We start from the raw sequence: 21,713 nt of genomic DNA, 5'->3' as shown, positions 1-21,713 counted from the left end.
CGCGAGGTTCGCCTTCAGCCGCGCGGCGGTGTCATCGGCAATGATCCTGCCGTGGTCGATGATGATGACCCGCTCGGACATGGAATCGGCCTCATCCATGTAGTGCGTGGTCAGCACAATCGTGGTGCCGTGTTCCTCGCGCATCCGCATGATGTGCTCCCACAGGTTGGCCCGGTTTTGCGGGTCCATCCCGGTGGACGGCTCGTCCAGGAAGAGCAGCCGCGGCGAGTGCATCAGCCCCAGCGCAACGTCCATTCTTCGCCGCTGCCCGCCGGAGAGCTTGAGGACTGTCCGCTTGGCGAGGTCCGCGAGGTCCAGGGAGTCCAGGAGTTCCCGGGCCCGGGCAAGGGCGTCCGCGGAGTTCATGCCGTAGAAGCGGCCCTGCATCACCAGCTCATCGATCACCCGGAAACTGTGGCCGCCGCCATTGCCCTGGCCGATGTAGCCGATCCTGGCCCGCACTCCCGCCGGATCCGCGGTGACGTCCACGCCGGCAACCCTGGCTGTCCCCGAGGTGGGCGTCAGCAGGGTGGTGAGCATCCGCAACGTGGTGGACTTGCCTGCCCCGTTCGGGCCGAGAAAGGCCACAAGCTCGCCCGGCGCGACGTCGATGTCGACGCCCTTGACGGCTTCCACTGTTTCTTTCCTGACCGTGAACGTCTTTGCCAGTTTGTCCGTGTGGATCATGCGTGACTCCAGAGGATGCGGCGTGCCGGGGCTCTGGAACGGGCTCCCTGGCGCCACGCTATACCCATCCCCGGCACGAGTCCACGGATGAATCGTGCACGTGCGTTGGGGCCGTGTCCCCGGCCGGCGTCAGTGCCGGCGGTGGTCCTGGATGGTCATCCGCGGACCGAACGTGGGTTTGCGGAAGCCGCTGCTTTGGATCATCCGCACCACCCGCTGGCGGTGCCCCGTCCAGGGTTCCAGCAGCCGGAGCATGCCGGCGTCATCCGTCCGGCGGCCGGTCAGCGCAGCCCCGACGTACGCGGCCAGGTGGTAATCGCCCACCGAGACGGAGTCGGGGCAGCCGTGCGTGCGCTGCACCACTTCGGCGGCCGTCCAGATGCCGATGCCGGGGATGGTCTGCATCCTGGCGGCCGCCTCCAGCGCCGGCAGTTCCGCCAGCCGTTCCAGCGCGACGGCAGAGCGCAGCGCCCGCATCACCGTCGCGGAGCGTTGCGGGCCCACCCCGGCCTTGTGCCACTCCCAGCTGGGGACCTGCAGCCACTGCGCCGCCGTGGGTGCCAGCACCAGGCCGGCGGGAGCCAGCGATCCAGCCATCGGCGCGGGGGATCCGTAGCGGTGGAGGAGGTACCGGTAGCCGCGGCGGGCCTCGATGACCGTGACTTTCTGTTCCAGGATGATGGGCACGAGCTGGTCCACCATGCGGCCGCTGGAGGGTAGCCGGACGGCCAGGCTTCTCCGCCGCGCTTCCCTGACCATGCGGGGGAGCGTGGCGTGGAACACCGGTTCGTCGAAGGCCGACCAATCGTCGTGCGCACCCAGGAGGCGCGGCACTGCCGCTGCCGCCGCGGCGGCACCCGGGCCCCAGGCCTGGACGTCCACCCGGTGCTCCATCTCCGCGCTGCCTGCCGGGCTGAGCCGGATGGTGGCGGGGCCCTCAGCTGTTGTGAAGGCGTTCCAGATGGCGCCGCCGTCCACCGCGAAGGACGGATCACTGTTGCCGCGCAGGAGCGGGCGGAGGGTCCGCACCAGGTCGTAGGGGCCACCCGGATACCACCGGAGGGAGGCGTCCGCGGCGGCCGCCAGCCGTGCGGGAACCTCTGCGATCGTCATTGAACCATCGTCCCACGGCACCCCGACAGTTTGCCCGCCGGCTCCGCCGTGCCGGTTCCCGGGCCCTTAACGGGCAGCGGACGGAGGACTAGAATCCCAGGTGTGGCGCGGGGCGTCCGCGCCCGTCCCTTCGAGATTCCAGAGATTCCAGGTGAGCGCAATGGGTGGAGTAGTACATTTCGAAATCCCCGCGGACGATCAGGAGCGGGCCAAGAAGTTTTACCAGCAGGCCCTGGGCTGGCGGATAGAACCTGTCCCTGGAATGGACTACAACATGGTGATCACCACCCCCATGGACGAGGCCACCGGGCAGCCGACAACCGCTGGTGCGATCAACGGCGGCATGATGGCCCGGGAGGAAAAGATCGCCAACCCCGTCATCACGGTGGACGTGCCGGATATCGATGCCACGCTGAAAACGGTCGAGGAGCTGGGCGGTTCTGTTGTTATGCCCAAGAACGAGATCCCCGGGATGGGCTATTTCGCCTACTTCAAGGATCCTGAGGACAACGTCATGGGCCTGTGGGAGAACCTGCCCGCTGACCAGCAGGCGCAGTCGGCCGGGTAGCGTCAGGGCATCCCGGACGCCACCCAGAGGGCCACCACCGCAAGCGGGACCGTCAGGGTTGCCACCACCAGACCGGCCAGGGCAAAACCGCTCCACTTGATCCGGACGTTCAGCGCCCGCAGCCGCTCATGCCAGAGCAGGGTGGCAAGGGACGCCCACGGGGTGACGAGCGGGCCAAGGTTGACACCGATCAGCAGGGCGGCCACCCGGGCAGGAGAGCCGGCCACCGGCTCAAGGGCCAGATAAGCGGGCAGGTTGTTGGCTGCGTTGGCCGCTCCGGCTCCCAGCGCGGCCAGGTGCAGGAGGGCGGGCAGGCTCTCGCCCTGGCCGGCCGCGCCGGCCAGGAGCGCCGTCAACCCGTTGGCATGCAGTGCCTCAACAACCATGAACAGTCCCACCGTGAGCATCAGCGGACGCCACGGAACCATGGACCACCGCAGCACGGAGGGTCGCCGCCGGAGGAAGACCACCAGCAGGAAGGCTGCGGCCAGCATGGCCGGATACTGCACGGGTATGCCGGACACCAGGGCGGGCAGCAGGACCAGGAGGGTGGCCGCGGCAATGACCAGCAACGGCCGGTCCCGCACTGCGGGGGACCGTTGCGGCCGGTACCGTCCCCGCAGGTCCTTGCGGAACGCCAGCCACAACAGGGCCAGCGGAACCACGACCCCCACCAGGGCGGGCGCCCAGACGGTCCCCGCAAAGCCCAGGGGGCTCAGCCCCAGCGCGTCCTGCGCCAGCAGGTTCGTCAGGTTTGACACGGGCAGCAGGAGCGAGGCGGTGTTGGCGAGCCAGATGGTGGTCAGGGCGAAGGGGAGCGGCTGGATGCCGGCATGGACTGCCAGGAGGACCACCACCGGCGTTACGAGCACGGCAGTGGTGTCGAGCGACAGGAAAACAGTGGAAACAGTTGCCAGGGCCACGACGAGGAGCCACAGCAGGAACACGCGGCCCCGGCCCAGCCCCGCGAGCCTGTCCGTGACAACCTTGAACAGCCCGGCCTCGTCCAGCAGTTCCGTCAGCAGGGACATCGCAAGCACGAAGGCGAGGATGGGAACGGCGCGGCCCGCCAGGGCGTCGAAAGCGGGCAGGGGCAGTGCCCCGGAGGCGAGGGATGCAACACCGGCCAGGAGCATCGCTCCGGGAAGGAGGTAGCTCCGGACTTTCATCGACCAGGCGAACTGCTGCACCGCCCCATGATCCCACCCGTGACTGCGCAGACCCTGTTGGAAACGGGCGCACCCGCGTGGCGTGCCGCCGCGGGCACAGGGCGCGGAAGGTGCCCGCGGCAGGGAAGCGGTAGCTTTATATCCATGAAGTACGCCCAGTCCATCCTGGACCTCATCGGCAATACCCCGCTCATCAAACTCAACCACGTGACGGAGGACATCAAAGCCACCGTCCTGGTCAAACTGGAGTACCTGAACCCCGGCGGGTCCATCAAGGACCGCATTGCGGTGAAGATGATCGAGGACGCCGAGCGGGACGGCAAGCTGCAGCCCGGCGGGACCATTGTTGAGCCCACGTCCGGCAATACCGGGGTGGGCCTGGCCCTGGTGGCCCAGCAAAAGGGCTACAAGTGCGTCTTCGTGGTTCCGGACAAGGTGGGTGAGGACAAGCGCGCCGTCCTGCAGGCGTACGGCGCCGAGGTGGTGGTGACGCCTACAGCCGTGCCGCCGGACAGCCCCCAAAGCTACTATGGCGTCTCGGACCGGATTGTCCGGGAGACCCCCGGTGCGTACAAGCCGGACCAGTTCTCCAACCCCGCGGCGCCCGGCAGCCACTACCAGACCACCGGCCCGGAGATCTGGCGCGATACGGACGGCAGGATCACCCATTGCGTCATCGGCGCGGGAACAGGCGGAACCATCACAGGCACCGGCCGCTACCTGAAGGAGGCATCGGCGGGCCGGCCGGCATCCGACGGCGGCGTGGTCAGGATCATCGCCGCCGACCCGGAAGGCTCGGTGTACTCCGGCGGCACCGGGCGCCCGTACTTCGTCGAAGGCGTCGGCGAGGACATGTGGCCGGCGAACTACGACAAGTCCATCCCGGACCAGGTGATCGCGGTCAGCGATGCCGATTCCTTCGCCATGACCAGGCGACTGGCCCGTGAGGAGGGCCTCCTGGTGGGCGGATCCTCGGGCATGGCCGTGGTGGCTGCGCTCAAGGCGGCGCGGGACCTCCCGGAGTCCGCGGTCGTCGTCGTGATCCTGCCGGACTCCGGCCGGGGATACCTGGCGAAGATCTTCAACGACCAGTGGATGCGCTCCTACGGTTTCCTCTCCGGCGGCGAGGAAACCTCCGTGGGGGAAGTCATCAGCTCCAAGAACGGCGAACTGCCGGACCTGGTGCACATCCATCCGAACGAGTCCGTGCGCGACGTCATCAACATCATGAACGAGTTCGGCGTCAGCCATATCCCGGTCCTGTCCCAGGAGCCGCCGGTGGTGATGGGCGAGGTGCTCGGCGCCGTGGACGAACGCACCCTGACCGCCAAACTGTTCCGCGGCGAAGCCAAGCTGACGGACAAGATCTCCGAGCACATGGGCCCCAAGCTGCCCGTCATCGGATCGCTGGAAACCATTTCCGCAGCCAGGGAACTGCTCTCGGACGTGGACACCGTGATGGTCACGTTCGTCGGCGCGCCGGTGGGCATCCTCACCCGGCACGACCTCCTGGCCTACCTCAGCAACTGACCTGCTTCACCCTGATACTGCTTCACCCAGACAAGGAGCATCATGTCCGTCCCCGAAAACCAAGGTTTCAACACCCGCGCCGTCCACGCCGGACAGGCCTTCGAGCCCCGCACCGGCGCGGTGGTTCCGCCCCTGCACTTCAGTTCCACGTACGCCCAGGACGGCATCGGCGGGCTCCGTGAGGGCTATGAGTACGGCCGCGGCGGCAACCCCACCAGGGACGCCCTGCAGGAACAGCTCGCCGCGCTGGAAGGCGGCACCCACGCCTACAGCTTCAGCTCCGGACTGGCCGCCGAGGATTCGCTCATCCGCGCCCTGACCCGCCCCGGCGACCACATAGTGCTGGGCAACGACGCCTACGGCGGCACCTACCGCCTCATCAGCAGGGTGCTGGGCGGCTGGGGGATCGGCAACACCCCGGTGGACATGGCAGACCTCGACGCCGTCCGGGCGGCAGTTGCCGCCAACAAGACCCGCTTCGTGTGGGTGGAGACGCCGTCCAACCCGCTGATGAAGATCACCGACATCGCGGCGCTCGCAGGGATAGCGCACGACGCCGGCGCCCTCCTCGTGGTGGACAACACCTTCGCTTCCCCCTACCTGCAGAACCCGCTCGCCCTGGGTGCCGACGTCGTGGTCCACTCCACCACCAAGTACATCGGCGGGCACTCGGACGTCGTGGGCGGCGCCGTGGTGGTCAATGATGCAGAGCTGGCGGAGAGGATCGGCTTCGTCCAGTTCGCCGTGGGTGCGGTTTCCGGACCCATGGACGCGTTCCTCACCACGCGCGGGCTGAAGACCCTGGGGGTCCGCATGGACCGGCACAGCCTCAACGGACAGGCCGTGGCCGAGTGGCTGCTCGAGCGGCCCGAGGTGGAGGCCGTCCTGTATCCGGGCCTGCCGTCCCACCCGGGCCACGAGCTTGCCAGGAAGCAGATGCGGAGCTTTGGCGGCATGGTTTCGGTGCAGTTCAAGGGCGGCGAGGCTGCTGCCCGGAAGGTGGCGGAATCGACGTCGGTGTTCACCCTGGCCGAGTCCCTGGGCGGCATCGAATCGCTGATGAACTACCCGTCCGAGATGACGCACGCCTCGGTCAAAGGCACCGAACTGGCGGTTCCGGTGAACCTCCTCCGCCTGTCCTGCGGCATCGAGGACGTCGAGGACCTGCTCGCGGACCTGGACCAGGCGTTCGCGGCCATCCCGTAGCCCCGCCGGTTAAACCCGGACGGCAGTTAAACCCGGACGGCACGTCGCGGCAGTCCCCGGAGCGAGGGGTTGCCGCGGCGTGCCGTCCTGCGTGAGGCAGGTTCCTACTTCACGGAACCCTCGGTGAGGCCGCCGCGCCAGAAGCGCTGAAGGACCACCATGGCGATGCTGAGCGGGATGATCGAGAGCAGCACGCCGCCGGTGGTCAGCTCGTAGAACTCAGGCAGCCGGTCCACCTGGCTCAGCCAGTTGTTCAGTCCGAGCGTGATCGGGTACAGCCCGGAGTCGGACAGCATCACGAGCGGCAGGAAGTAGTTGTTCCAGATTCCCACCAGCTGGAAGAGGAACACGGTGACCAGGGCGGGGGTGAGGACGCGCAGCCCGATGGTGTGGAAGATCCTCAGTTCGCCCGCGCCGTCCAGCCTGGCCGCCTCAATGAGTGACGTGTCCACCGTGGCCTGCGAATAGATCCGGCACAGGAACAGCCCAAACGGCGAGACGAGGGACGGCAGCAGCACGCTCCAGTACGTGTTGGCCAGGCCCAGCTGGCTGAAGAGCAGGAAAAGCGGCAAGGCGGTGGCCGTGCCGGGAACCAGTACTCCGCCCAGGATGGTTCCAAAGACCAGGTTCCGCCCGCGGAATTCGTACTTCGCCAGCGCGTAGCCGCCCGCCGCCGCAAAGTAGGTGGCCAGGAGGGCGCCGATGCCGGCGTACAGCACTGAGTTCAGGAACCACCGGATGAAGATGCCGTTGTCATAGCTGAGCACCTGCGCAAGGTTGTCCCACAGCGCAACGGTGGGGGCGAACCAGAATCCGTTGGTGGAGAACAGGTCCTCCGTGGATTTGGTGGCAGCGACCACCACCCAGTACACGGGGATGAGGAAGTACAGGGCAACCACCACGAGCACCGCTGTGACGATGATGGTGGACGGACGGCCTTTGCTGCCGGAACGCCTGGTCCCTGCAGCAGATGTGCGGGCCGGGGAAGCCGTTGTCGACGGCGGGGTCACGGTAGCGGTCATGATGACTTCCTGTTCGTGAATTTGAGGAAGGCGAAGGACAGGACGAAGGCGGCCACGGCTATCAGCACTGCCTGCGCCGCGGCCACGTTGTAGTCGTTGTAGGCGAACGCGGTGGTGTACGCGCTGAGGTTGGGCGTGTACTGGCTGTCGATGGCGGGGGCCACGGTCTTCAGGACCTGCGCCTCGGCGAAGAGTTGCAGCGTACCGATGATGGAGAACACTGTGGTGAGGACGAGGGCGGGCCGGATCAGCGGAAGCTGGATGCTGAGGGCCACCCGCCAGGTGGAGGCGCCGTCCACCTTCGCGGCTTCATACAGTTCCCCGGGTATGGCCTTCAGCTGGGCCACGATGATCAGCATGTTATAGCCGGTGTAGCTCCAGGTGACGATATTCGCAATCGACCACAGGACGGTGTTGGCACCCAGGAAATCGGGGGTCAGTCCCACCAGTGCCGCGACATCGAACAGCGGACTCAGCCCGGGGACGTAGAGGAACGACCAGAGGATTGTGGCGATGACCCCCGGTACGCCGTAGGGGAGGAAGTAAGCGGCACGGAAGAAGCCCGGCCACTTGGCGGACGCTGATTCGAGCATGAGGGCAAGCACCGTGCAGAGCAGGATCATCACAGGTACCTGCACCACGCCGAACAGGAGCATGCGTCCGATCGACGCCACGAAGCTGCCGTCAGCCAGGGCTTGTGCATAGTTGCTGAAACCGGCGAATTCACTCTTAACCCCGGCCTCGCCGAAAAGCCCGCTCCGGGTCACTTTGGTGAAGCTGGACAGGACTGCCACGAAAATCGGAAGGACGAACGTCAGGATGAACAGCGCCAGGAAGGGCGCCAGCAGGAGCCAGGGCGCGCGGGACGCAGCGCCTGTCCGGTCGCCGCGTTTGCCCGGCCGGGCGGGAGGCTGCGCTGACGGACCCCGCCCCGTCCGCGCGGTGGGTGATGTCGCTGTCATGACGCTTCCTTTCGAATGCTGAGGCCTTTGTTCCTGAAGACGGTCATGATCTGCTGTTCCGCCGCCGCCACCGAATCCACCAGGCTCGTTCCGGACGCCTTCTTCCGGAAGCCGTCGCTCAGAATGTTGAAGGACTGCTGGGTGACGGGCCACCAGGACCAGTCCTCATTCTGCTGCCGGGCCGCCGGCACGAAGATTTCCTGGTGGTAGCTTTGGCCGCCAAAGAATTCCGACGGCGCCTGCCGCGGAGTGCCGATGAAGTCCGGCGACGGCGACCAGCCGATGCCGCTGTTGGTGATTTCGGCGTCGATGCCTTCCCTTGACGTGGTCATCCACACCGCGAACTCGAGTGCTTCGCGGGGGTGCTTGCTGTTGGCCAGGATCGCTGCCGTGGATCCGCCAAGGTAGCTTGACCCGAATCCGCTGCCGTCCCAGGTGGGCATGGGCGCCACCCGCCATTTGCCGCTGCCGCCGCTGACGCCTTCAATAAGGGCATCTCCCCAGCTGCCGGACACCACGGAGGCAATGGTTCCCTTCGCGGCTGCAGCAAACCAGCCGGGAGAGTAGGCGCCGAACGCCGTCTGGACAAGGTCCTCGTCGATGGCCTGGTCGAAGAAGCGGGCAACCTTCATGGTGGCGTCGTCGGTCATGTTGATAACCCAGCCGTCCTCCTCAGGCCTGAGCCAGCTGGCACCGGCCTGGGCCGCGAACGCTGTGAACACGGAGGCGTCGCCCAGCGGGAAGCAGTCCAGGTAGACATCCTTTTTGCGCAGTTCGCGGGCAAGGGCCGCCCATTCGTCCCAGGTGCCGGGGTTCGTACCGCCCACCTGGTCCAGGACTGCCGGCTGGTAGAACATGGCCATGGGGCCGGAGTCCTGGGGGATGCCGTACACGCCGCCGGAGAAGCTGACTTGGCCCCACAGTGTCTGGTCGTACAGGTGCGCGTAGTCCTGGGCGCCGTACCGGGCCACGTCCACCAGGCCGTTGACCAGCATGAATTCGGGGAGGGACCGCATCTCCACCTGGGCAAGGTCGGGTCCGCCGCCAGCAGCCAGGGCCGAATAGAGCTTTTGGTACCCGCCGGCATTGCCGCCGGGAATCCATACGACCTCCACCTGGACCTGCGGATGGGAGGCGTTCCAGATGTCGGCCACTTTTTGTGCATCTTTGAGCCAGCACCAGTACGTCAGGGTGATCTTTTCCCCGCTGGCGGCCGGAGCGAGCACCGGTGCTGTGTTGACGGAGCGTATGCCTGGCGTGGCACAGCCGGACAAGAGCCCCATCGCTGCGGTGCCCAGGCCCGCACTCAGGAGTTGTCTTCGCGTGAATCGGGACATTTGCCTTCACCTCATCGTGTCGGATATGTGCCTAAAAGTGTGAAGCATGGCACTTTTTGTTCGGTTCGAGACAGGCTAACATGAAAACTCGAGTGCTCACTCGAGTTTTGGTTTATTGCGCATTACGGCGGGTACACTGGCTTGCCATGAGCACCAAGGATGGGCCGCAAGCTTCCCGCCGGGGACCCTACGCGAAGTCTGCGGAGCGGCGCCGGGCCATCCTGACCGCAGCCCACGCCGTGTTCGCCGCCCACGGGTATCGCGGCGGCTCGCTGCAGGACGTGGCCAACCACGCCGGCATGAGCCAGACGAGCCTCCTCCACTACTTCCCCTCGAAAAGCGATCTGCTCCTGGCAGTACTCAACTGGCGGGATTCCATCACAGGAGACGGTACCGCGCCGCCGGACCCGGAGGAATCACTTGCTGATGCCGTCCTCCGGCAGGCGCGCTTCAATGAAGATGTCCCGGGAGTCCTTGAGCTCTACACCGTCCTGTGCGGGGAAGCAGTCACGGAGGGGCATCCCGGGCGAGACTACTTTACGGAGCGCTTTGACCGGCTGCGGCGGAGCTACGCGCGCCAGCTTGCGCAGCTGGCCGGGGAAGGCCGGCTGCGCCCTGGTGTGGATCCGGACACTGCCGCCGCCTCATTGATCGCTCTGTGGGACGGCATCCAGACGCAATGGCTCCTGGCACCGGGGAGTGTGGACATGGCCGGCTGTCTCCGCGCGTACCTGGACCTGGTCCTGCTGCCTGAGGAGGACCAGGAGCGTGCATCGGCCGGGGCGCCTCCATTGGCGCCACTAGGCTGATCCCATGGAACCCGTGCCTTCAGCTACTCCTGCCCGCCCCGCCGCCCTCATCACCGGCGCAGGGAGGCTGGCCTCCATCGGCGCCGGCATCGCCCGGCACCTCGCCGCCGAGGGCTGGGACCTGGTGCTGGCCTACTGGCAGGACTACGACGCCCGGATGCCGTGGGGGACTCAACCGGACGACGTCGTGCGTTTGACTGCCGAGCTCGAAGCCATCGGCGCCCAGGTCCACGTGCTGTCCGCGGACCTCCAGGACCCCGCCGTGCCCGACCGGCTGGTGGCGGAGTCCGTGCAGCTGGCGGGCCCGCTGCAGGGCATGGTCCTGAGCCACGCCGAGTCCGTCGACTCGGGGATCCTGGACACCAGCGTGGAATCGTTTGAGCGGCACTTTGCCGTGAACACGCGGGCCAGCTGGCAGCTGATTGCCGCGTTCGCGCGGCAGGCAACGGACGACGGCGGCGCGATCGTTGCGCTGACCAGTGACCACACAGCGTTCAACCTTCCCTACGGTGCCTCGAAGGGGGCGCTGGACAGGATCGTCATTGCCGCCGCGCGGGAACTTGGACCGCTGGGCATTTCGGCGAACGTGCTGAACCCGGGCCCGGTGGACACGGGCTGGATGGACGATGAGGTCCGGGCAGCGCTGACGGCCCAGCAGCCCACGGGACGGCTGGGAACACCGGCCGACGTCGCAGGAACCGTGGGGTTCCTGCTCTCGCCCGCCGGCCGCTGGGTCTCCGGCCAGCTCATCAAGTCCGACGGCGGCTTCTCCGCCTGATCAGCGGAAAGCGTTGAAGCCGGTGATGTGCTGGCCAAGGACCAGGGTGTGGACTTCGTCCGTGCCCTCATAGGTGCGCACCGACTCCAGGTTGGCTGCGTGCCGCAGGGGCGGGTAGTCCAGCGTGATTCCGTTTCCGCCAAGGATGGACCGGGCTTCCCTGGCCACCGCGAGGGCTTCCCTGACATTGTTCAGCTTGCCCAGTGAGATTTGCTCGGGCCGCAGGGCGCCGGCGTCCTTGAGCCGTCCCAGGTGCAGTGCCAGCAGCGTGCCCTTCTGGATCTCCACCAGCATGTTGACCAGCTTTTCCTGGGTCAGCTGGTAGGCGGCCAGCGGCTTGCCGAACTGCAGCCGCTCCTGCGAGTAGGCCAGTGCTGCCTGGTAGGAATCCCGGGCGGCACCCATGGCGCCCCAGGCGATGCCGTACCGTGCCTCGTTCAGACAGGTAAAGGGGCCGCGCAGGCCACGCGCGGCCGGCAGCAGCGCCTCCGGACCCAGCCTGACGTCGTCGAACACCACATCACACTGGATGGAGGCCCGCATGGAGAGCTTCTGCCCGATGGGCGTGGCGGTGACGCCCGGCGTTCCCGCGGGAACCAGGAAACCGTGGACGCCGTCATCCGTCATGGCCCAGACCACCATCACGCCCGCCACCGAGGCGAGCCCTATCCATCGTTTGGCGCCGTTCAGCACCCAGCCGGCGTTGTCCCCGGCACCGTCACGGCGGGCGAACGTGGCCATGGAGGAAGGGTCGGAGCCGGCTGACGGTTCGGTCAGCGCAAAGCCCCCGATCACTTCCCCTGCGGCCATCCGGGGGAGCCACTCCTGTTTCTGGTCCTCGGAGCCCCACGTGTGGATGGCGGTCATGGCCAATGAGCCCTGCACCGAGACGAAGGTGCGGATCCCGGAATCGCCGGCCTCGAGTTCCATGGCGGCCAGGCCGTACTCGACGGCGGACCGGCCGGGGCAGCCATAACCTTCCAGGTGCATCCCCAGCACCCCGAGCTCGCCCAGTTCCGGCGCGAGTTCCAGGGGAAAGACGGCGTCGTCGTACCACCGGGCGATGTTTGGCCGGATCCGCTGGGCCGTGAAGTCCCGGACCTTCTGCTGGATTTCCTGCTCGCCGGGGGTCAGCAGGGCATCCAGGGCAAGGACGTCCGAGGGATCCGGGTTCACGGCTTCGCCAGGAAATAGCCGCGGGTGGCCGGCAGGAACCGGCAGGCCACAGCCAGCGCCACGCCCAGGGCCAGCAGCAGCACGCCACTGACGAAGGCCCCGCCGATCCCGAAGATCTGGGTGTCGCCGTAGGCTGGGTCCCACATCTGGACTGCCGAGATGAAGAACGCGGCCGTCAGGAGGAGCGCGCCCACGAGCGGCAGGATGCCCCGGAACCACAGGTTGCGTGCCGAATGCCGGAGGGTGCCGCGGAAGTACCAGAAGCACGCGAAACCGGTGAGCGCGTAGTAGAAGGCGATGAACAGGCTGATGGCGCTGATGGAATCGGAGAGCAGGTTCTCGCTCAGGAAACTCATGGCCACGTAGTAGGCGATGGCGGCCGCCCCCATGACCTGGGTGGAAAAACCCGGGGTCTGGTTCTTCGGGTGCACCTCGCCGAACCTGGCCGGCAGGGCACCGTGGACGCCCATAGACAGGGTGCCCCGTGCCGTGGGGAGGATGGTGGTCTGGGTGGAGGACAGGACGGAGGCAAGCACCGCGACGACAATCAGCCAGCCCCACGGGCCCAGCACCACGTCCCGCATGGCCAGGAAGACGTCGTCCTGGTTGGCCTCGTTGCCCAGGCCAATGCCTTCCGTGCCCACCGTGGCGTACATCATCACCAGGAGCGCCACGGAGACATAGATGGCCACCAGGATGAAGGCGGAGATCACCGCGCCGCGGCCGGGGGTGGTTGAAGGGTTCTCTGTTTCCTCATTGACTGCGAGGCAGGTGTCCCAGCCCCAATAGATGAAGAGCGCCAGGAGCGCGCCGTGCACCACGGCGCCGGGATCCGCAAAGGCACCCACCGGGTTGAACCATTCAAGATCGAAGGCCTGGATGGAGGTGTCGCCGGCGGCGGAACCCGCAACGATCCGCACCACAATGGCCAGGGCAAAGATGCCCAGGGAGATGTACTGCACATACGTCAGCACCCGCTGGACGTGTTCGCCCAGCCGGATGCCCCGGTAGTTGACCAGCGTCATCACGGCGATGAACAGGACCCCCGTTGCGGTCACCACTGCCTTGTTGTCCGCCAGGGAGCCGTCGCCCACCAGGAGCCACAGGTACTGGCCCGCCACCTGCGCCAGGTTGGCCAGGACCACGATGCCGGCGAGCGCCACGCCCCAGCCGCCCAGCCAGCCCGCCCAGGGGCCGAACGCACGCCGGGACCAGGTGAAGGTGGTGCCGCAGTCCGGAATGGCACTGTTCAGTTCGCGGAACGCATACGCGATGAAGAGCACGGGGATGAAGCCGAGCAGCAGGATCAGGGGAGTGTAGTTGCCGTTTACGGCCACGATGAGGCCCAGTGTCGCGGCCAGCGAGTACACCGGTGCCGTGGAGGCCAGACCCAGCATCACGGAGTCGCCGAGGTCGAGGATCCCGGCGCGGAGCCCCTTGGCCGGGACGGTGGCGCCCGGCGCGCCGCCCTGGCCGCCCGTCGTCGTAGTTCCTGTGCTCATGCTGTCACCGGGTTCATAGTGCGATACCTGCTTTGTTGGAGGAGGCCTCGGCCGAGAGCGGCGCCGGCGCGTCAATGGTGTTGGGCACAAAACGGCAGAAGTAGTCCGTGACCGGCCCATCCGATTCCCGGATGCCGCAGCCCACGGACTCGCCGTCCACCACCCACAGGCCCAGGACGGGATGGTTGCCGTCGAAGTCGGGCAGTTCCTGGTACTGCTGGTAGCACCAGCCCTCGCGGCCGTAGCCGCCGGGTTGCTCAAGGCTGATCCCCTGGGCATGGATTTTGATGTTGTCCCCTTCGCGGCCGTGCAGCGGCTTGGCCACCCATTCCTTGAGGGGACCCGGCTCGTTGAGGTAGGCCGGCAGCAGGTTGGGATGCTGCGGGTACAGATGCCAGAGGGCGGCGAGGAGCGCCTTGTTGGAGAGGAGCATTTTCCAGGCCGGTTCAACCCAGCGCGGATTGTGGGCGCGTTCCAGGAGCCGCTGCCCGAAGGGTTCCTTCATCATCAGCTCCCAGGGATAGAGCTTGAAGATGGTGCTGATCATGAAATTGTCCAGGTCCACGAACCGGTTCAGGTTGGGGTCCCAGCCGATGTCCGACATGTTGATGCCGATGGTGGTCCAACCTGCCTGGCTGGCCACGTCCCGCATGTAGGCAGCCGTCATCCAGTCCTCGCCGGATTCCTCGACTTCCGAGTGGGCAACGTGGAGGGTGCTCATGCCGGTGCGGTAGTGCACCTTTTTCCATTGCCGGATCAGGGCCTCGTGGATGCCGTTCCACTGGTCCTTTTCCGGGAAGACGTCCTGCAGCCAGAACCACTGCGCCACGGCCGCCTCGATCAGGCCGGTGGGGGTGTCCGCGTTGTATTCGAGCATCTTGGCGGGACCGCCCTGCCCGTCGTAGATGAAGTCGAAGCGGCCGTACACATCCACGTCCCCGGCCTGCAGGGACTCCGCGGCCAGCTCCAAAGCCTGCGGGCCAATGCCAATGTCTCCCATTGCGCCGGTGGCCAGGAACGTGGCCGCTTCCAGGCACATCCGGTGCATGTCCTCGGCCGCCACCTCGAGGGTCTCCACCTCGTCCGTGGTGAATTCGTAGTACGCGGATTCGTTCCAGTACTCGATCCGCCGCCCGTCGTCCATGGTGGTGGTGGAGAACACCAGGCCCTGTTCCTGGATCTTCTGCTTCCAGTCGGGCCTGGGCTCAGACAACAGCCGCTTCACGCTCAGCCCCCCACTTTGCTGCTGCCGCCGCTTGTGCCGCTCTTCGCGGTGGTACCGAAACCGCCGCGGCTGACGGTGCCGCCCTGGGTGCTGTACCCGGTGGACGCCTTGGCGCCTCTGGGAACGGTCCTGGTGTAGGTGGGGGCGGTTGAGCGGTTCTGCCCGACGGCGGGAACGAACGCGCCGCGGGAGAAAAAGTACCAGGCGTAGATGCCGCCGCTTCGGCCGGCAGAGCTGTTGCAGTTGGTGTCCTCCACGCGTTCGCCGGTTTCGTCGTTGAAACACACCTGGGCGTACTCGGGGTCATCCTGGTTGCTGGCCACCACAGCCGTGATGGTGCCGGCGAGCAGCGCCGTCACGCCCAGGCCCACCACCACGGTGCGCCGCTGCGAGCGTTTCTTCCTGGCCGCGGCCTCGTTGAGCTGCCTCTCCCGGTCGCGGGCAAACGGGTCCACCGGGGTAACAGGCTCGTTCAGCAGTTCAGGCCGGAGCTCCGGTTTGGGCACCTGCCAGGGGGGAGGCTTCGCGCCGGCCCGGCCGTCACCGTCAGGCTGGTTGCCGTTTGCCCGCCCGCGCTCCGGGTCCTTGTTCGGGTCCATGGCGTCCCCCTCAGTAGTCCACGTGAATTGGGCACAGCGCTGCACCCCCATTTGCAATCCTGAACTCAGCGTAGTCCCTGCCGGTGCCTGCTGCGAGTAGCGCAGCGGACAGCGGATGGGGGAGAAGTCCCCATCCCGGCAACTGCCGCCTGCCGGGGCTCGCGGACCCTACACTGGTGCCATGGAAACCGCCTCCGTTGTTGCCGTCTGCCGCGTCCATCAGCTCCTGCCGGACACGTCCAGCGTGGGCGTGACAGCCATCGACAAGCGTCCGGCAGAGGGGCCGGTCAAGGTTCACCGGCTGGGCCTCCAGGGCGACATCCAGGCGAACCGCGTCCACCACGGCGGTCCTGACCAGGCTTTGTACGCGTATTCGCAGGACGACGCCGATTACTGGGCCGGGGAGCTGCAGCGGGACCTGCCGCCGGGAATCTTTGGCGAGAACCTCAGGGTGGCTGGCATCGACGCCACGGGAGCGGTGATTGGTGAACGGTGGAAGATCGGCCTCAGCCTCGAAGTCGAAGTCACCTCGCCGCGGACGCCCTGCGCCACCTTCCAGCGCCGGATGCGGGAGCCGCACTTCGTCAAGAGGTTCACCGAGGAGGGCCGCGTGGGCACCTACCTGCGCGTCATCAGGACCGGCACCATCCAGGCCGGGGACCATATCCACCGGCTGTATGTGCCCAAGCACGGCATAACCGTGGGCAGGTGGTTCAGCGAACCTGACCTTGAGTCCATGGAGGCCCTGAAGGACGCCGACGCCGACGGCGAGATCCGCCTGCAGCAGCCGGAGTTCACGCAAAAGTTCGAGGCGCTCGAGCGGCAGTTGGGGCGGCAGCCGCGGCCCTGAGAGGCTGGAAGGCGGACTGTGTGCGCAAGCTCACCGCCGTCGTCGTACGTTCAATTTCCGCTGCGGCAGGTGCGTACCTTACACTTGAAACATCCCCCACTCCGGAAATCCCTTATTCCTGCCCAATTTTTGAGGCAGGACTGGCAAGTGTTGGGGCCCGCACAAGCGATGCGGGCATTTTCATAGGGAGAGCCGGCTAAAGAAAACGCTGTACAGACTGCTGGGATAGCAGCCAAGAGATGCAGCGGGAAGTCCTGCCACGGGATTGCGAAAGCGCCGGACTTCTGTGACCGGCCGGTCAATGTTTGCCCGGCATCCACGGCACACGTACTGCGGCTCCGCTCACCTCGGGTAGTGCCGCCTGGCCCCCTATGGATGAGGAACACTTCCCTATGCCCGAAAATCACAACGACGCCACCGCTGAAGCAGCAACTGCCAGCATCGAATTCACTGAGCCCGCTGCGCCCGCAGCCGAGGCCGCACCGGCACCTGCCGAAGCTCCCGCCGCCACGGCTGAAGAAGCCCCCGCCGCCCCCGCCGTCTCGGCTGAAGAAGCCCCTGCCGCCGCCGCTCCCGCCGCCAAGGCTGAGGAAGACGAAGAAGAAGGCATCAAGTTCGCCGACCTCGGCATCGACGGCCGCGTCCTCGCCGCCCTGCAGGATGTCGGCTACGAAAAGCCTTCCCCCATCCAGGCAGCAACCATCCCGCTGCTGCTCGAAGGCCGCGACGTCGTGGGCCTCGCCCAGACCGGCACCGGTAAGACTGCAGCATTCGCAGTACCGGCACTGTCCCGCCTGGCCGAGCTCCACGACCTCAATGGCCCGTCCCGCAAGACCCAGGCCCTGGTCCTGGCTCCCACCCGCGAGCTGGCCCTCCAGGTTGCCGAGGCCTTCACCTCGTACGCCAAGCACATCGACGACTTCACTGTCCTGCCCGTCTACGGCGGCTCCGCCTACGGCCCCCAGCTCGCCGGCCTGCGCCGCGGCGCCCAGGTTGTCGTCGGTACCCCCGGCCGCGTAATCGACCACATCTCCAAGGGTTCCCTGGACCTGTCCGAGCTCCAGTACCTGGTGCTGGACGAGGCCGACGAGATGCTGCGCATGGGTTTCGCCGAAGACGTGGAGCAGATCTTCCAGCAGACCCCGTCCGACCGCCAGGTTGCACTGTTCTCGGCCACCATGCCGAGCCAGATCCGCCGCATGTCCAAGCAGTACCTGAACAACCCGGCCGAGATCTCCGTCAAGTCCAAGACCACCACCGGCGCCAACACCCGCCAGCGGTACCTGCAGGTCATGGGCCCGCACAAGCTCGATGCCATGACCCGCATCCTTGAGGTTGAAGAGTTCGACGGCGTCATCGCCTTCGTACGCACCAAGATGGCTACCGAGGACCTGGCTGACAAGCTGAAGTCCCGCGGTTTCCAGGCCGCCGCGATCAACGGTGACATTCCGCAGCAGCAGCGTGAGCGCACCGTTGACGCGCTGAAGGAAGGCCGCATCGACATCCTCGTGGCCACCGACGTCGCGGCCCGCGGCCTTGACGTGGAGCGCATCAGCCACGTGATCAACTACGACATCCCGCACGACACCGAGTCCTACGTGCACCGCATCGGCCGCACCGGCCGTGCAGGCCGTTCAGGTGACGCCATCCTGTTCATGACGCCGCGGGAGAAGTACCTGCTGCGTTCCATCGAGAAGGCCACCCGCCAGCCCGTGGAACAGATGCACCTGCCGACGGCCGAGACCGTGAACACGCTCCGCCTGGGCAAGTTCGCGGAGCGCATCACGGAAACCCTCGCCTCCGAGGACGTCGCCCCGTTCCGCGACCTGATCGCCTCCTACGAGGAAGAGCACAACGTTCCGGCGTCGGAGATCGCCGCAGCCCTTGCCGTGATGGCACAGGGCGGGCAGCCCCTGCTGGTGAAGGAACTGCCTGCAGCTCCCGAGTTCCAGAAGCGCGAACGCTCCAAGGACGGCTTCGGCTCCCGCGGCCCCACCCGTGCGCTCACCGAGGGCAACGCCACCTACCGGATCGCCGTCGGACGCCGCCAGCGCGTCATGCCGGGCTCCATCGTGGGTGCCATTGCCAACGAGGGCGGCATTTCCTCGGCCCAGATCGGCGGCATCGACATCCGCTCGGACCACTCCCTCGTGGAGCTCCCGGCGGACCTGAGCCCCGAGCAGCTGCGTGCCCTGTCCCGCACCCGGATCGGCGGCGAGCTGATCCACCTCGAGCTGGACAACGGCCGCAAGCCGTCCGGCGACCGCGGTTCCTACCAGGGCAACCGCGGCGGTGACCGGGGAGGCAACTTCAAGGGCAACGGCGGGTTCAAGAAGGAATTCCGCAAGAACGACGGTGAGCGCTCCTCCGCTGACCGCGGCGGCCGCTCCTACAGCGAGCGTTCCTACAGCGCCGACAGCGGTGCCAACCGCGGCCAGGCCAGCGACTCGCGCTTCGGCGGCCACGGTGACGGCTCCCGCAAGCCCCGCCACGGCAACGAGGGCGGCCAGCGGGACTTCAACCGCAAGGGCAAGTGGTAAATCCGTCAGTTAGCTGACAAGGCGCCTGTGGGCCGGCTTTCGAGCCGGCCCACAGGCTTTTAAGGCGTGCGGCAGGTGAAAATCCGACGGCGGACGGCGGCGGGGAGTGTGGGGATCGACACATTCCCGCGACGGGGCCGCGGACAAGGGTCCCGCCCGGCCAGCCTGCGCTGGTCGCAGGGTTCCCGTTTCCCTGATTTTCCGGCATTTTTCGGCCGATAAGGCGCCCGTCGGACACCTGTTCCAGCCCCTCGCCGCCTGCCCGGACGCCGATTTGTTGGTGGGTAAATCTTCCGGTAGAGTATTTACTCGTTGCCCCCCTAGCTCAGTGGTAGAGCGCGTTCTTGGTAAGAACGAGGTCACCGGATCGATTCCGGTGGGGGGCTCTGGATGAGGGCCTGTGTCAAGGCGGTTTTGACCGGCTTGGCGCAGGTTTTTCTCATTCGTGGCGGTGTAGCTCAGTTGGTTAGAGCGCACGACTCATAATCGTGAGGTCGGGAGATCGAGCCTCCCCACCGCTACAGGCTAAGCCCCCGGAATCCCCGAGATTCCGGGGGCTTTCCTGGCTTAACCGAGGCCGTCCTGAACCGAGTCTCCTATCCAAGACTGCTTTGGCGTGCAGTCCATTGTTCCTGCCGGGGATTCACGGTGCGATGGTTCTGTCCACAAATTGCCGGTCCGGACAGGGCTGGCTGTAGTCAGGAGACAGACCTTTGGCCATCACCTCGCAAGCCCCGCGCACAGCCTCGCGGCACATGTGGAAGCTGTTTGTGTACAGCGGCATCGGCGCATTCATGTTCTTTGTGCCGGTGACGATCGCCGGCAAGAACACCATCATGCTGGACCACATCGTCTCATTCCTCCAGGCGGGCATCGCCCCGGTCCTGCCCTACTACGCGCTGGCCGTGATTATCGCCGGCGCCGCATACCCCTTCATCGCAGGAACCTGGAAAAGATCCGCGGTGGAGGTGGCCTTCTCCGTGCTGAAAGTGGTGGGGATGGTGGTGGGCTTCATGATGGTCTTCAAGGTCGGGCCCGCATGGTTGTTTGAACCGGGCATGGGGCCGTTCCTGTTTGAAAAGCTCGTCATTCCCGTAGGGCTGCTTGTCCCCATCGGCGCGGTGTTCCTGGCGCTCCTGGTCAGCTATGGCCTGCTGGAGTTCATCGGTGTCATGGTCCAGCGCGTGATGCGCCCCATCTGGCGAACCCCCGGGCGGTCCGCGATCGACGCCGTCGCCTCCTTTGTAGGCAGCTACTCTTTGGGCCTGCTCATCACCAACCGGGTCTACAAGGAAGGCAAGTACACCGCCCGCGAGTCTGCCATCATTGCCACCGGGTTCTCCACCGTGTCCGCCACGTTCATGGTGATCGTGGCAAAGACACTGGACCTGATGGGCCAGTGGACCGCCTACTTCTGGATCACGTTCCTGGTCACGTTCGTTGTCACCGCCATCACCGTCAGGATCTGGCCGTTGAACAGCATCCCGGACGAGTACCACCCCGAGGCCGTCCCGCAGCCGGAGGAGGACGTTACCGGGCGCCGGCTGTCCGTCGCCTGGCGTGAGGCCCGGCAGACTGTGGAGGCAGCGCCCCCGCTCGCCGTCAACGTGTGGACCAACGTCCGGGACGGCGTGCTGATGGCGATGGCCATTCTGCCCTCCATCCTCTCCATCGGCCTGCTGGGACTGGTCCTTGCCACCTACACTCCCGTGTTCGACTGGCTGGGCTTCCTCTTCTATCCCTTCACCTGGGCGCTGCAACTTCCGGAACCCATGCTGGTGGCCAAAGCCAGCGCCGTTGGCGTTGCAGAGATGTTCCTTCCCGCGCTCCTCGCCGCGGAGGCGGTCCCCGTGGTCAAGTTTGTTGTGGGTGTGGTGTCCGTATCAGGGATCATCTTCTTCTCCGCGCTGGTCCCGTGCATCATGGCCACGGACATCCCGATTCCGGTCTGGAAGCTGGTGGTCATCTGGTTCCAGCGGGTTGTCCTGACGCTGATCCTTGTGACCCCCCTGGCCTTCCTTTTGTTTCCCTCCTAAAAGCCCGGCGGGAGCGGCAGAATAGGCGCATGGCTGACCTCATCTACACCGGCATCACCTCACTGGACGGCTACCTGGCGGACAGCGACGGCAACTTCGACTGGAGTGCGCCCGATGAGGAGGTCCACGCCTTTGTCAACGATCTCGAGCGCGACGCCGGAACCTACCTTCTGGGGCGGCGCATGTACGAGGTCATGTCCGTGTGGGAAACGTTGGGAGGGCCGGACGACCCTCCCGTTATCCAGGACTACGGACAGATCTGGCGGGCGGCGGAGAAGATTGTCTTCTCGGAAACCCTGGAAGAACCATCCGCTCCGCGGACGACAGTCCGGCGCTCCTTCGATCCCGCCACGGTCAGGGACATAAAAGCGGATGCAAGGGGCAGTATCGGCGTGGGTGGCGCCACCCTTGCCGCGGCTGCGCTCCGGGCCGGGCTGGTGGACGAATGCCGGATCTTCCTCAACCCGGTGGCCGTGGGAGGCGGCCTGCGTTTCCTGCCGGACGGCCTGAACGTCCGGCTCGAACTCCTGGACGAGCGGCGGTTCGGAAACGGCGTTATGTACCTGCGCTACCACATCCGCGGCTGATACCGGCTGATACCGGC

General features: G+C 66.4%; 19 protein-coding genes and 2 tRNA genes. 11 read left to right on the top strand and 10 right to left on the bottom strand.

The window, feature by feature from the left end; translation table 11 throughout:
- Positions 1-687, bottom strand: a 687-nt coding sequence (locus HTS88_RS07275) for an ATP-binding cassette domain-containing protein (protein ID WP_174176868.1), incomplete at its 3' end; no start/stop codon positions are given.
- 129 nt (positions 688-816) lie between these two features.
- Entirely contained in the window at positions 817-1,800 is a 984-nt protein-coding gene (locus HTS88_RS07270; protein ID WP_174176866.1) for a DNA-3-methyladenine glycosylase family protein, read from the bottom strand.
- A gap of 160 nt (positions 1,801-1,960) precedes the next feature.
- On the opposite strand from HTS88_RS07270, the gene HTS88_RS07265 reads away from it, so the two are divergent.
- Complete coding sequence (locus HTS88_RS07265) at positions 1,961-2,368, top strand: VOC family protein (protein ID WP_174176884.1); 408 nt, start codon at positions 1,961-1,963, stop codon at positions 2,366-2,368.
- Positions 2,369-2,370: 2 nt separating this feature from the next.
- On the opposite strand, the gene HTS88_RS07260 is transcribed toward HTS88_RS07265, so the two are convergent.
- Positions 2,371-3,537, bottom strand: a complete 1,167-nt coding sequence (locus HTS88_RS07260) for an ArsB/NhaD family transporter (RefSeq protein WP_174176882.1) — start codon at positions 3,535-3,537, stop codon at positions 2,371-2,373.
- Positions 3,538-3,681: 144 nt separating this feature from the next.
- Between HTS88_RS07260 and HTS88_RS07255 the strand changes: the two genes are divergently transcribed.
- Positions 3,682-5,067: a cystathionine beta-synthase gene (locus HTS88_RS07255; RefSeq protein ID WP_174176864.1), complete on the top strand. Its 1,386-nt coding sequence runs from the start codon at positions 3,682-3,684 to the stop codon at positions 5,065-5,067.
- A 42-nt stretch (positions 5,068-5,109) separates the two neighbouring features.
- Positions 5,110-6,273: a cystathionine gamma-synthase gene (locus tag HTS88_RS07250; RefSeq protein ID WP_174176862.1), complete on the top strand. Its 1,164-nt coding sequence runs from the start codon at positions 5,110-5,112 to the stop codon at positions 6,271-6,273.
- A 104-nt stretch (positions 6,274-6,377) separates the two neighbouring features.
- Here HTS88_RS07250 and HTS88_RS07245 read toward each other — a convergent pair whose 3' ends face one another.
- From HTS88_RS07245 to HTS88_RS07235, 3 genes are read right to left on the bottom strand one after another with little or no spacing between them, the layout of a single operon-like run.
- On the bottom strand, positions 6,378-7,295 hold the full coding sequence (locus tag HTS88_RS07245; protein ID WP_174176860.1) for a carbohydrate ABC transporter permease: 918 nt from the start codon (positions 7,293-7,295) through the stop codon (positions 6,378-6,380).
- A complete protein-coding gene (locus HTS88_RS07240) occupies positions 7,292-8,257 on the bottom strand; it encodes a carbohydrate ABC transporter permease (RefSeq protein WP_174176858.1) in 966 nt (321 codons plus the stop codon). The genes HTS88_RS07245 and HTS88_RS07240 overlap by 4 nt, the downstream gene beginning before the upstream one ends.
- Positions 8,254-9,594, bottom strand: a complete 1,341-nt coding sequence (locus HTS88_RS07235) for an ABC transporter substrate-binding protein (protein WP_174176856.1) — start codon at positions 9,592-9,594, stop codon at positions 8,254-8,256. Before HTS88_RS07235 ends, HTS88_RS07240 begins: the two co-directional genes overlap by 4 nt.
- A gap of 146 nt (positions 9,595-9,740) precedes the next feature.
- On the opposite strand from HTS88_RS07235, the gene HTS88_RS07230 reads away from it, so the two are divergent.
- Together HTS88_RS07230 and HTS88_RS07225 are read left to right on the top strand one after the other, a co-directional pair.
- Positions 9,741-10,403 (top strand): TetR/AcrR family transcriptional regulator, encoded by a 663-nt coding sequence (locus HTS88_RS07230; protein ID WP_174176848.1) that lies wholly within the window; start codon positions 9,741-9,743, stop codon positions 10,401-10,403.
- A 4-nt stretch (positions 10,404-10,407) separates the two neighbouring features.
- On the top strand, positions 10,408-11,181 hold the full coding sequence (locus HTS88_RS07225) for an SDR family oxidoreductase (RefSeq protein ID WP_174176846.1): 774 nt from the start codon (positions 10,408-10,410) through the stop codon (positions 11,179-11,181).
- On the opposite strand, the gene HTS88_RS07220 is transcribed toward HTS88_RS07225, so the two are convergent.
- The 4 genes from HTS88_RS07220 to HTS88_RS07205 are packed head-to-tail and all read right to left on the bottom strand — an operon-like array spanning position 11,182 to position 15,683.
- Positions 11,182-12,357, bottom strand: a complete 1,176-nt coding sequence (locus tag HTS88_RS07220) for an acyl-CoA dehydrogenase family protein (RefSeq protein WP_174176844.1) — start codon at positions 12,355-12,357, stop codon at positions 11,182-11,184.
- Entirely contained in the window at positions 12,354-13,859 is a 1,506-nt protein-coding gene (locus tag HTS88_RS07215; RefSeq protein ID WP_174176842.1) for an APC family permease, read from the bottom strand. Before HTS88_RS07215 ends, HTS88_RS07220 begins: the two co-directional genes overlap by 4 nt.
- A 13-nt stretch (positions 13,860-13,872) precedes the next feature.
- A complete protein-coding gene (locus tag HTS88_RS07210) occupies positions 13,873-15,084 on the bottom strand; it encodes a glutathionylspermidine synthase family protein (RefSeq protein WP_174176839.1) in 1,212 nt (403 codons plus the stop codon).
- Between the two features lie 2 nt (positions 15,085-15,086).
- Entirely contained in the window at positions 15,087-15,683 is a 597-nt protein-coding gene (locus tag HTS88_RS07205; protein WP_174176837.1) for a DUF1190 domain-containing protein, read from the bottom strand.
- Between the two features lie 181 nt (positions 15,684-15,864).
- Between HTS88_RS07205 and HTS88_RS07200 the strand changes: the two genes are divergently transcribed.
- From HTS88_RS07200 to HTS88_RS07175, 6 genes are all read left to right on the top strand, one after another.
- Complete coding sequence (locus HTS88_RS07200) at positions 15,865-16,533, top strand: MOSC domain-containing protein (protein WP_174176835.1); 669 nt, start codon at positions 15,865-15,867, stop codon at positions 16,531-16,533.
- 392 nt (positions 16,534-16,925) lie between these two features.
- Positions 16,926-19,073, top strand: coding sequence for a DEAD/DEAH box helicase (locus HTS88_RS07195; RefSeq protein ID WP_174176833.1), 2,148 nt, complete (start codon positions 16,926-16,928; stop codon positions 19,071-19,073).
- A 314-nt stretch (positions 19,074-19,387) separates the two neighbouring features.
- Positions 19,388-19,459 (top strand) — tRNA-Thr (locus HTS88_RS07190).
- 61 nt (positions 19,460-19,520) lie between these two features.
- Positions 19,521-19,594: transfer RNA gene (locus HTS88_RS07185), tRNA-Met, on the top strand.
- A 234-nt stretch (positions 19,595-19,828) separates the two neighbouring features.
- The gene (locus tag HTS88_RS07180) at positions 19,829-21,109 is read left to right on the top strand and encodes a YjiH family protein (protein ID WP_174176830.1); all 1,281 of its coding nucleotides are present in this window, start codon (positions 19,829-19,831) and stop codon (positions 21,107-21,109) included.
- A 29-nt stretch (positions 21,110-21,138) separates the two neighbouring features.
- Positions 21,139-21,696, top strand: a complete 558-nt coding sequence (locus HTS88_RS07175) for a dihydrofolate reductase family protein (protein WP_174176828.1) — start codon at positions 21,139-21,141, stop codon at positions 21,694-21,696.
- The last annotated feature ends 17 nt before the right edge of the window (positions 21,697-21,713 follow it).

The organism is Pseudarthrobacter oxydans (assembly GCF_013314975.1).
In the GTDB taxonomy this organism is placed as follows: domain Bacteria; phylum Actinomycetota; class Actinomycetes; order Actinomycetales; family Micrococcaceae; genus Arthrobacter; species Arthrobacter oxydans.
The sequence above is the reverse complement of the archived record's forward strand: the minus strand, read 5'-3'. Positions and strand labels throughout refer to the sequence as shown.

What these genes read in the sequence shown, in the direction of transcription:
- HTS88_RS07270 (WP_174176866.1), bottom strand. Translation starts at nt 1,800, where the DNA reads ATGACGATCGCAGAGGTTCCCGCACGGCTGGCGGCCGCCGCGGACGCC.
- HTS88_RS07265 (WP_174176884.1), top strand. Translation starts at nt 1,961, where the DNA reads ATGGGTGGAGTAGTACATTTCGAAATCCCCGCGGACGATCAGGAGCGG.
- HTS88_RS07260 (WP_174176882.1), bottom strand. Translation starts at nt 3,537, where the DNA reads ATGAAAGTCCGGAGCTACCTCCTTCCCGGAGCGATGCTCCTGGCCGGT.
- HTS88_RS07255 (WP_174176864.1), top strand. Translation starts at nt 3,682, where the DNA reads ATGAAGTACGCCCAGTCCATCCTGGACCTCATCGGCAATACCCCGCTC.
- HTS88_RS07250 (WP_174176862.1), top strand. Translation starts at nt 5,110, where the DNA reads ATGTCCGTCCCCGAAAACCAAGGTTTCAACACCCGCGCCGTCCACGCC.
- HTS88_RS07245 (WP_174176860.1), bottom strand. Translation starts at nt 7,295, where the DNA reads ATGACCGCTACCGTGACCCCGCCGTCGACAACGGCTTCCCCGGCCCGC.
- HTS88_RS07240 (WP_174176858.1), bottom strand. Translation starts at nt 8,257, where the DNA reads ATGACAGCGACATCACCCACCGCGCGGACGGGGCGGGGTCCGTCAGCG.
- HTS88_RS07235 (WP_174176856.1), bottom strand. Translation starts at nt 9,594, where the DNA reads ATGTCCCGATTCACGCGAAGACAACTCCTGAGTGCGGGCCTGGGCACC.
- HTS88_RS07230 (WP_174176848.1), top strand. Translation starts at nt 9,741, where the DNA reads ATGAGCACCAAGGATGGGCCGCAAGCTTCCCGCCGGGGACCCTACGCG.
- HTS88_RS07225 (WP_174176846.1), top strand. Translation starts at nt 10,408, where the DNA reads ATGGAACCCGTGCCTTCAGCTACTCCTGCCCGCCCCGCCGCCCTCATC.
- HTS88_RS07215 (WP_174176842.1), bottom strand. Translation starts at nt 13,859, where the DNA reads ATGAGCACAGGAACTACGACGACGGGCGGCCAGGGCGGCGCGCCGGGC.
- HTS88_RS07205 (WP_174176837.1), bottom strand. Translation starts at nt 15,683, where the DNA reads ATGGACCCGAACAAGGACCCGGAGCGCGGGCGGGCAAACGGCAACCAG.
- HTS88_RS07200 (WP_174176835.1), top strand. Translation starts at nt 15,865, where the DNA reads ATGGAAACCGCCTCCGTTGTTGCCGTCTGCCGCGTCCATCAGCTCCTG.
- HTS88_RS07195 (WP_174176833.1), top strand. Translation starts at nt 16,926, where the DNA reads ATGCCCGAAAATCACAACGACGCCACCGCTGAAGCAGCAACTGCCAGC.
- HTS88_RS07180 (WP_174176830.1), top strand. Translation starts at nt 19,829, where the DNA reads ATGTGGAAGCTGTTTGTGTACAGCGGCATCGGCGCATTCATGTTCTTT.
- HTS88_RS07175 (WP_174176828.1), top strand. Translation starts at nt 21,139, where the DNA reads ATGGCTGACCTCATCTACACCGGCATCACCTCACTGGACGGCTACCTG.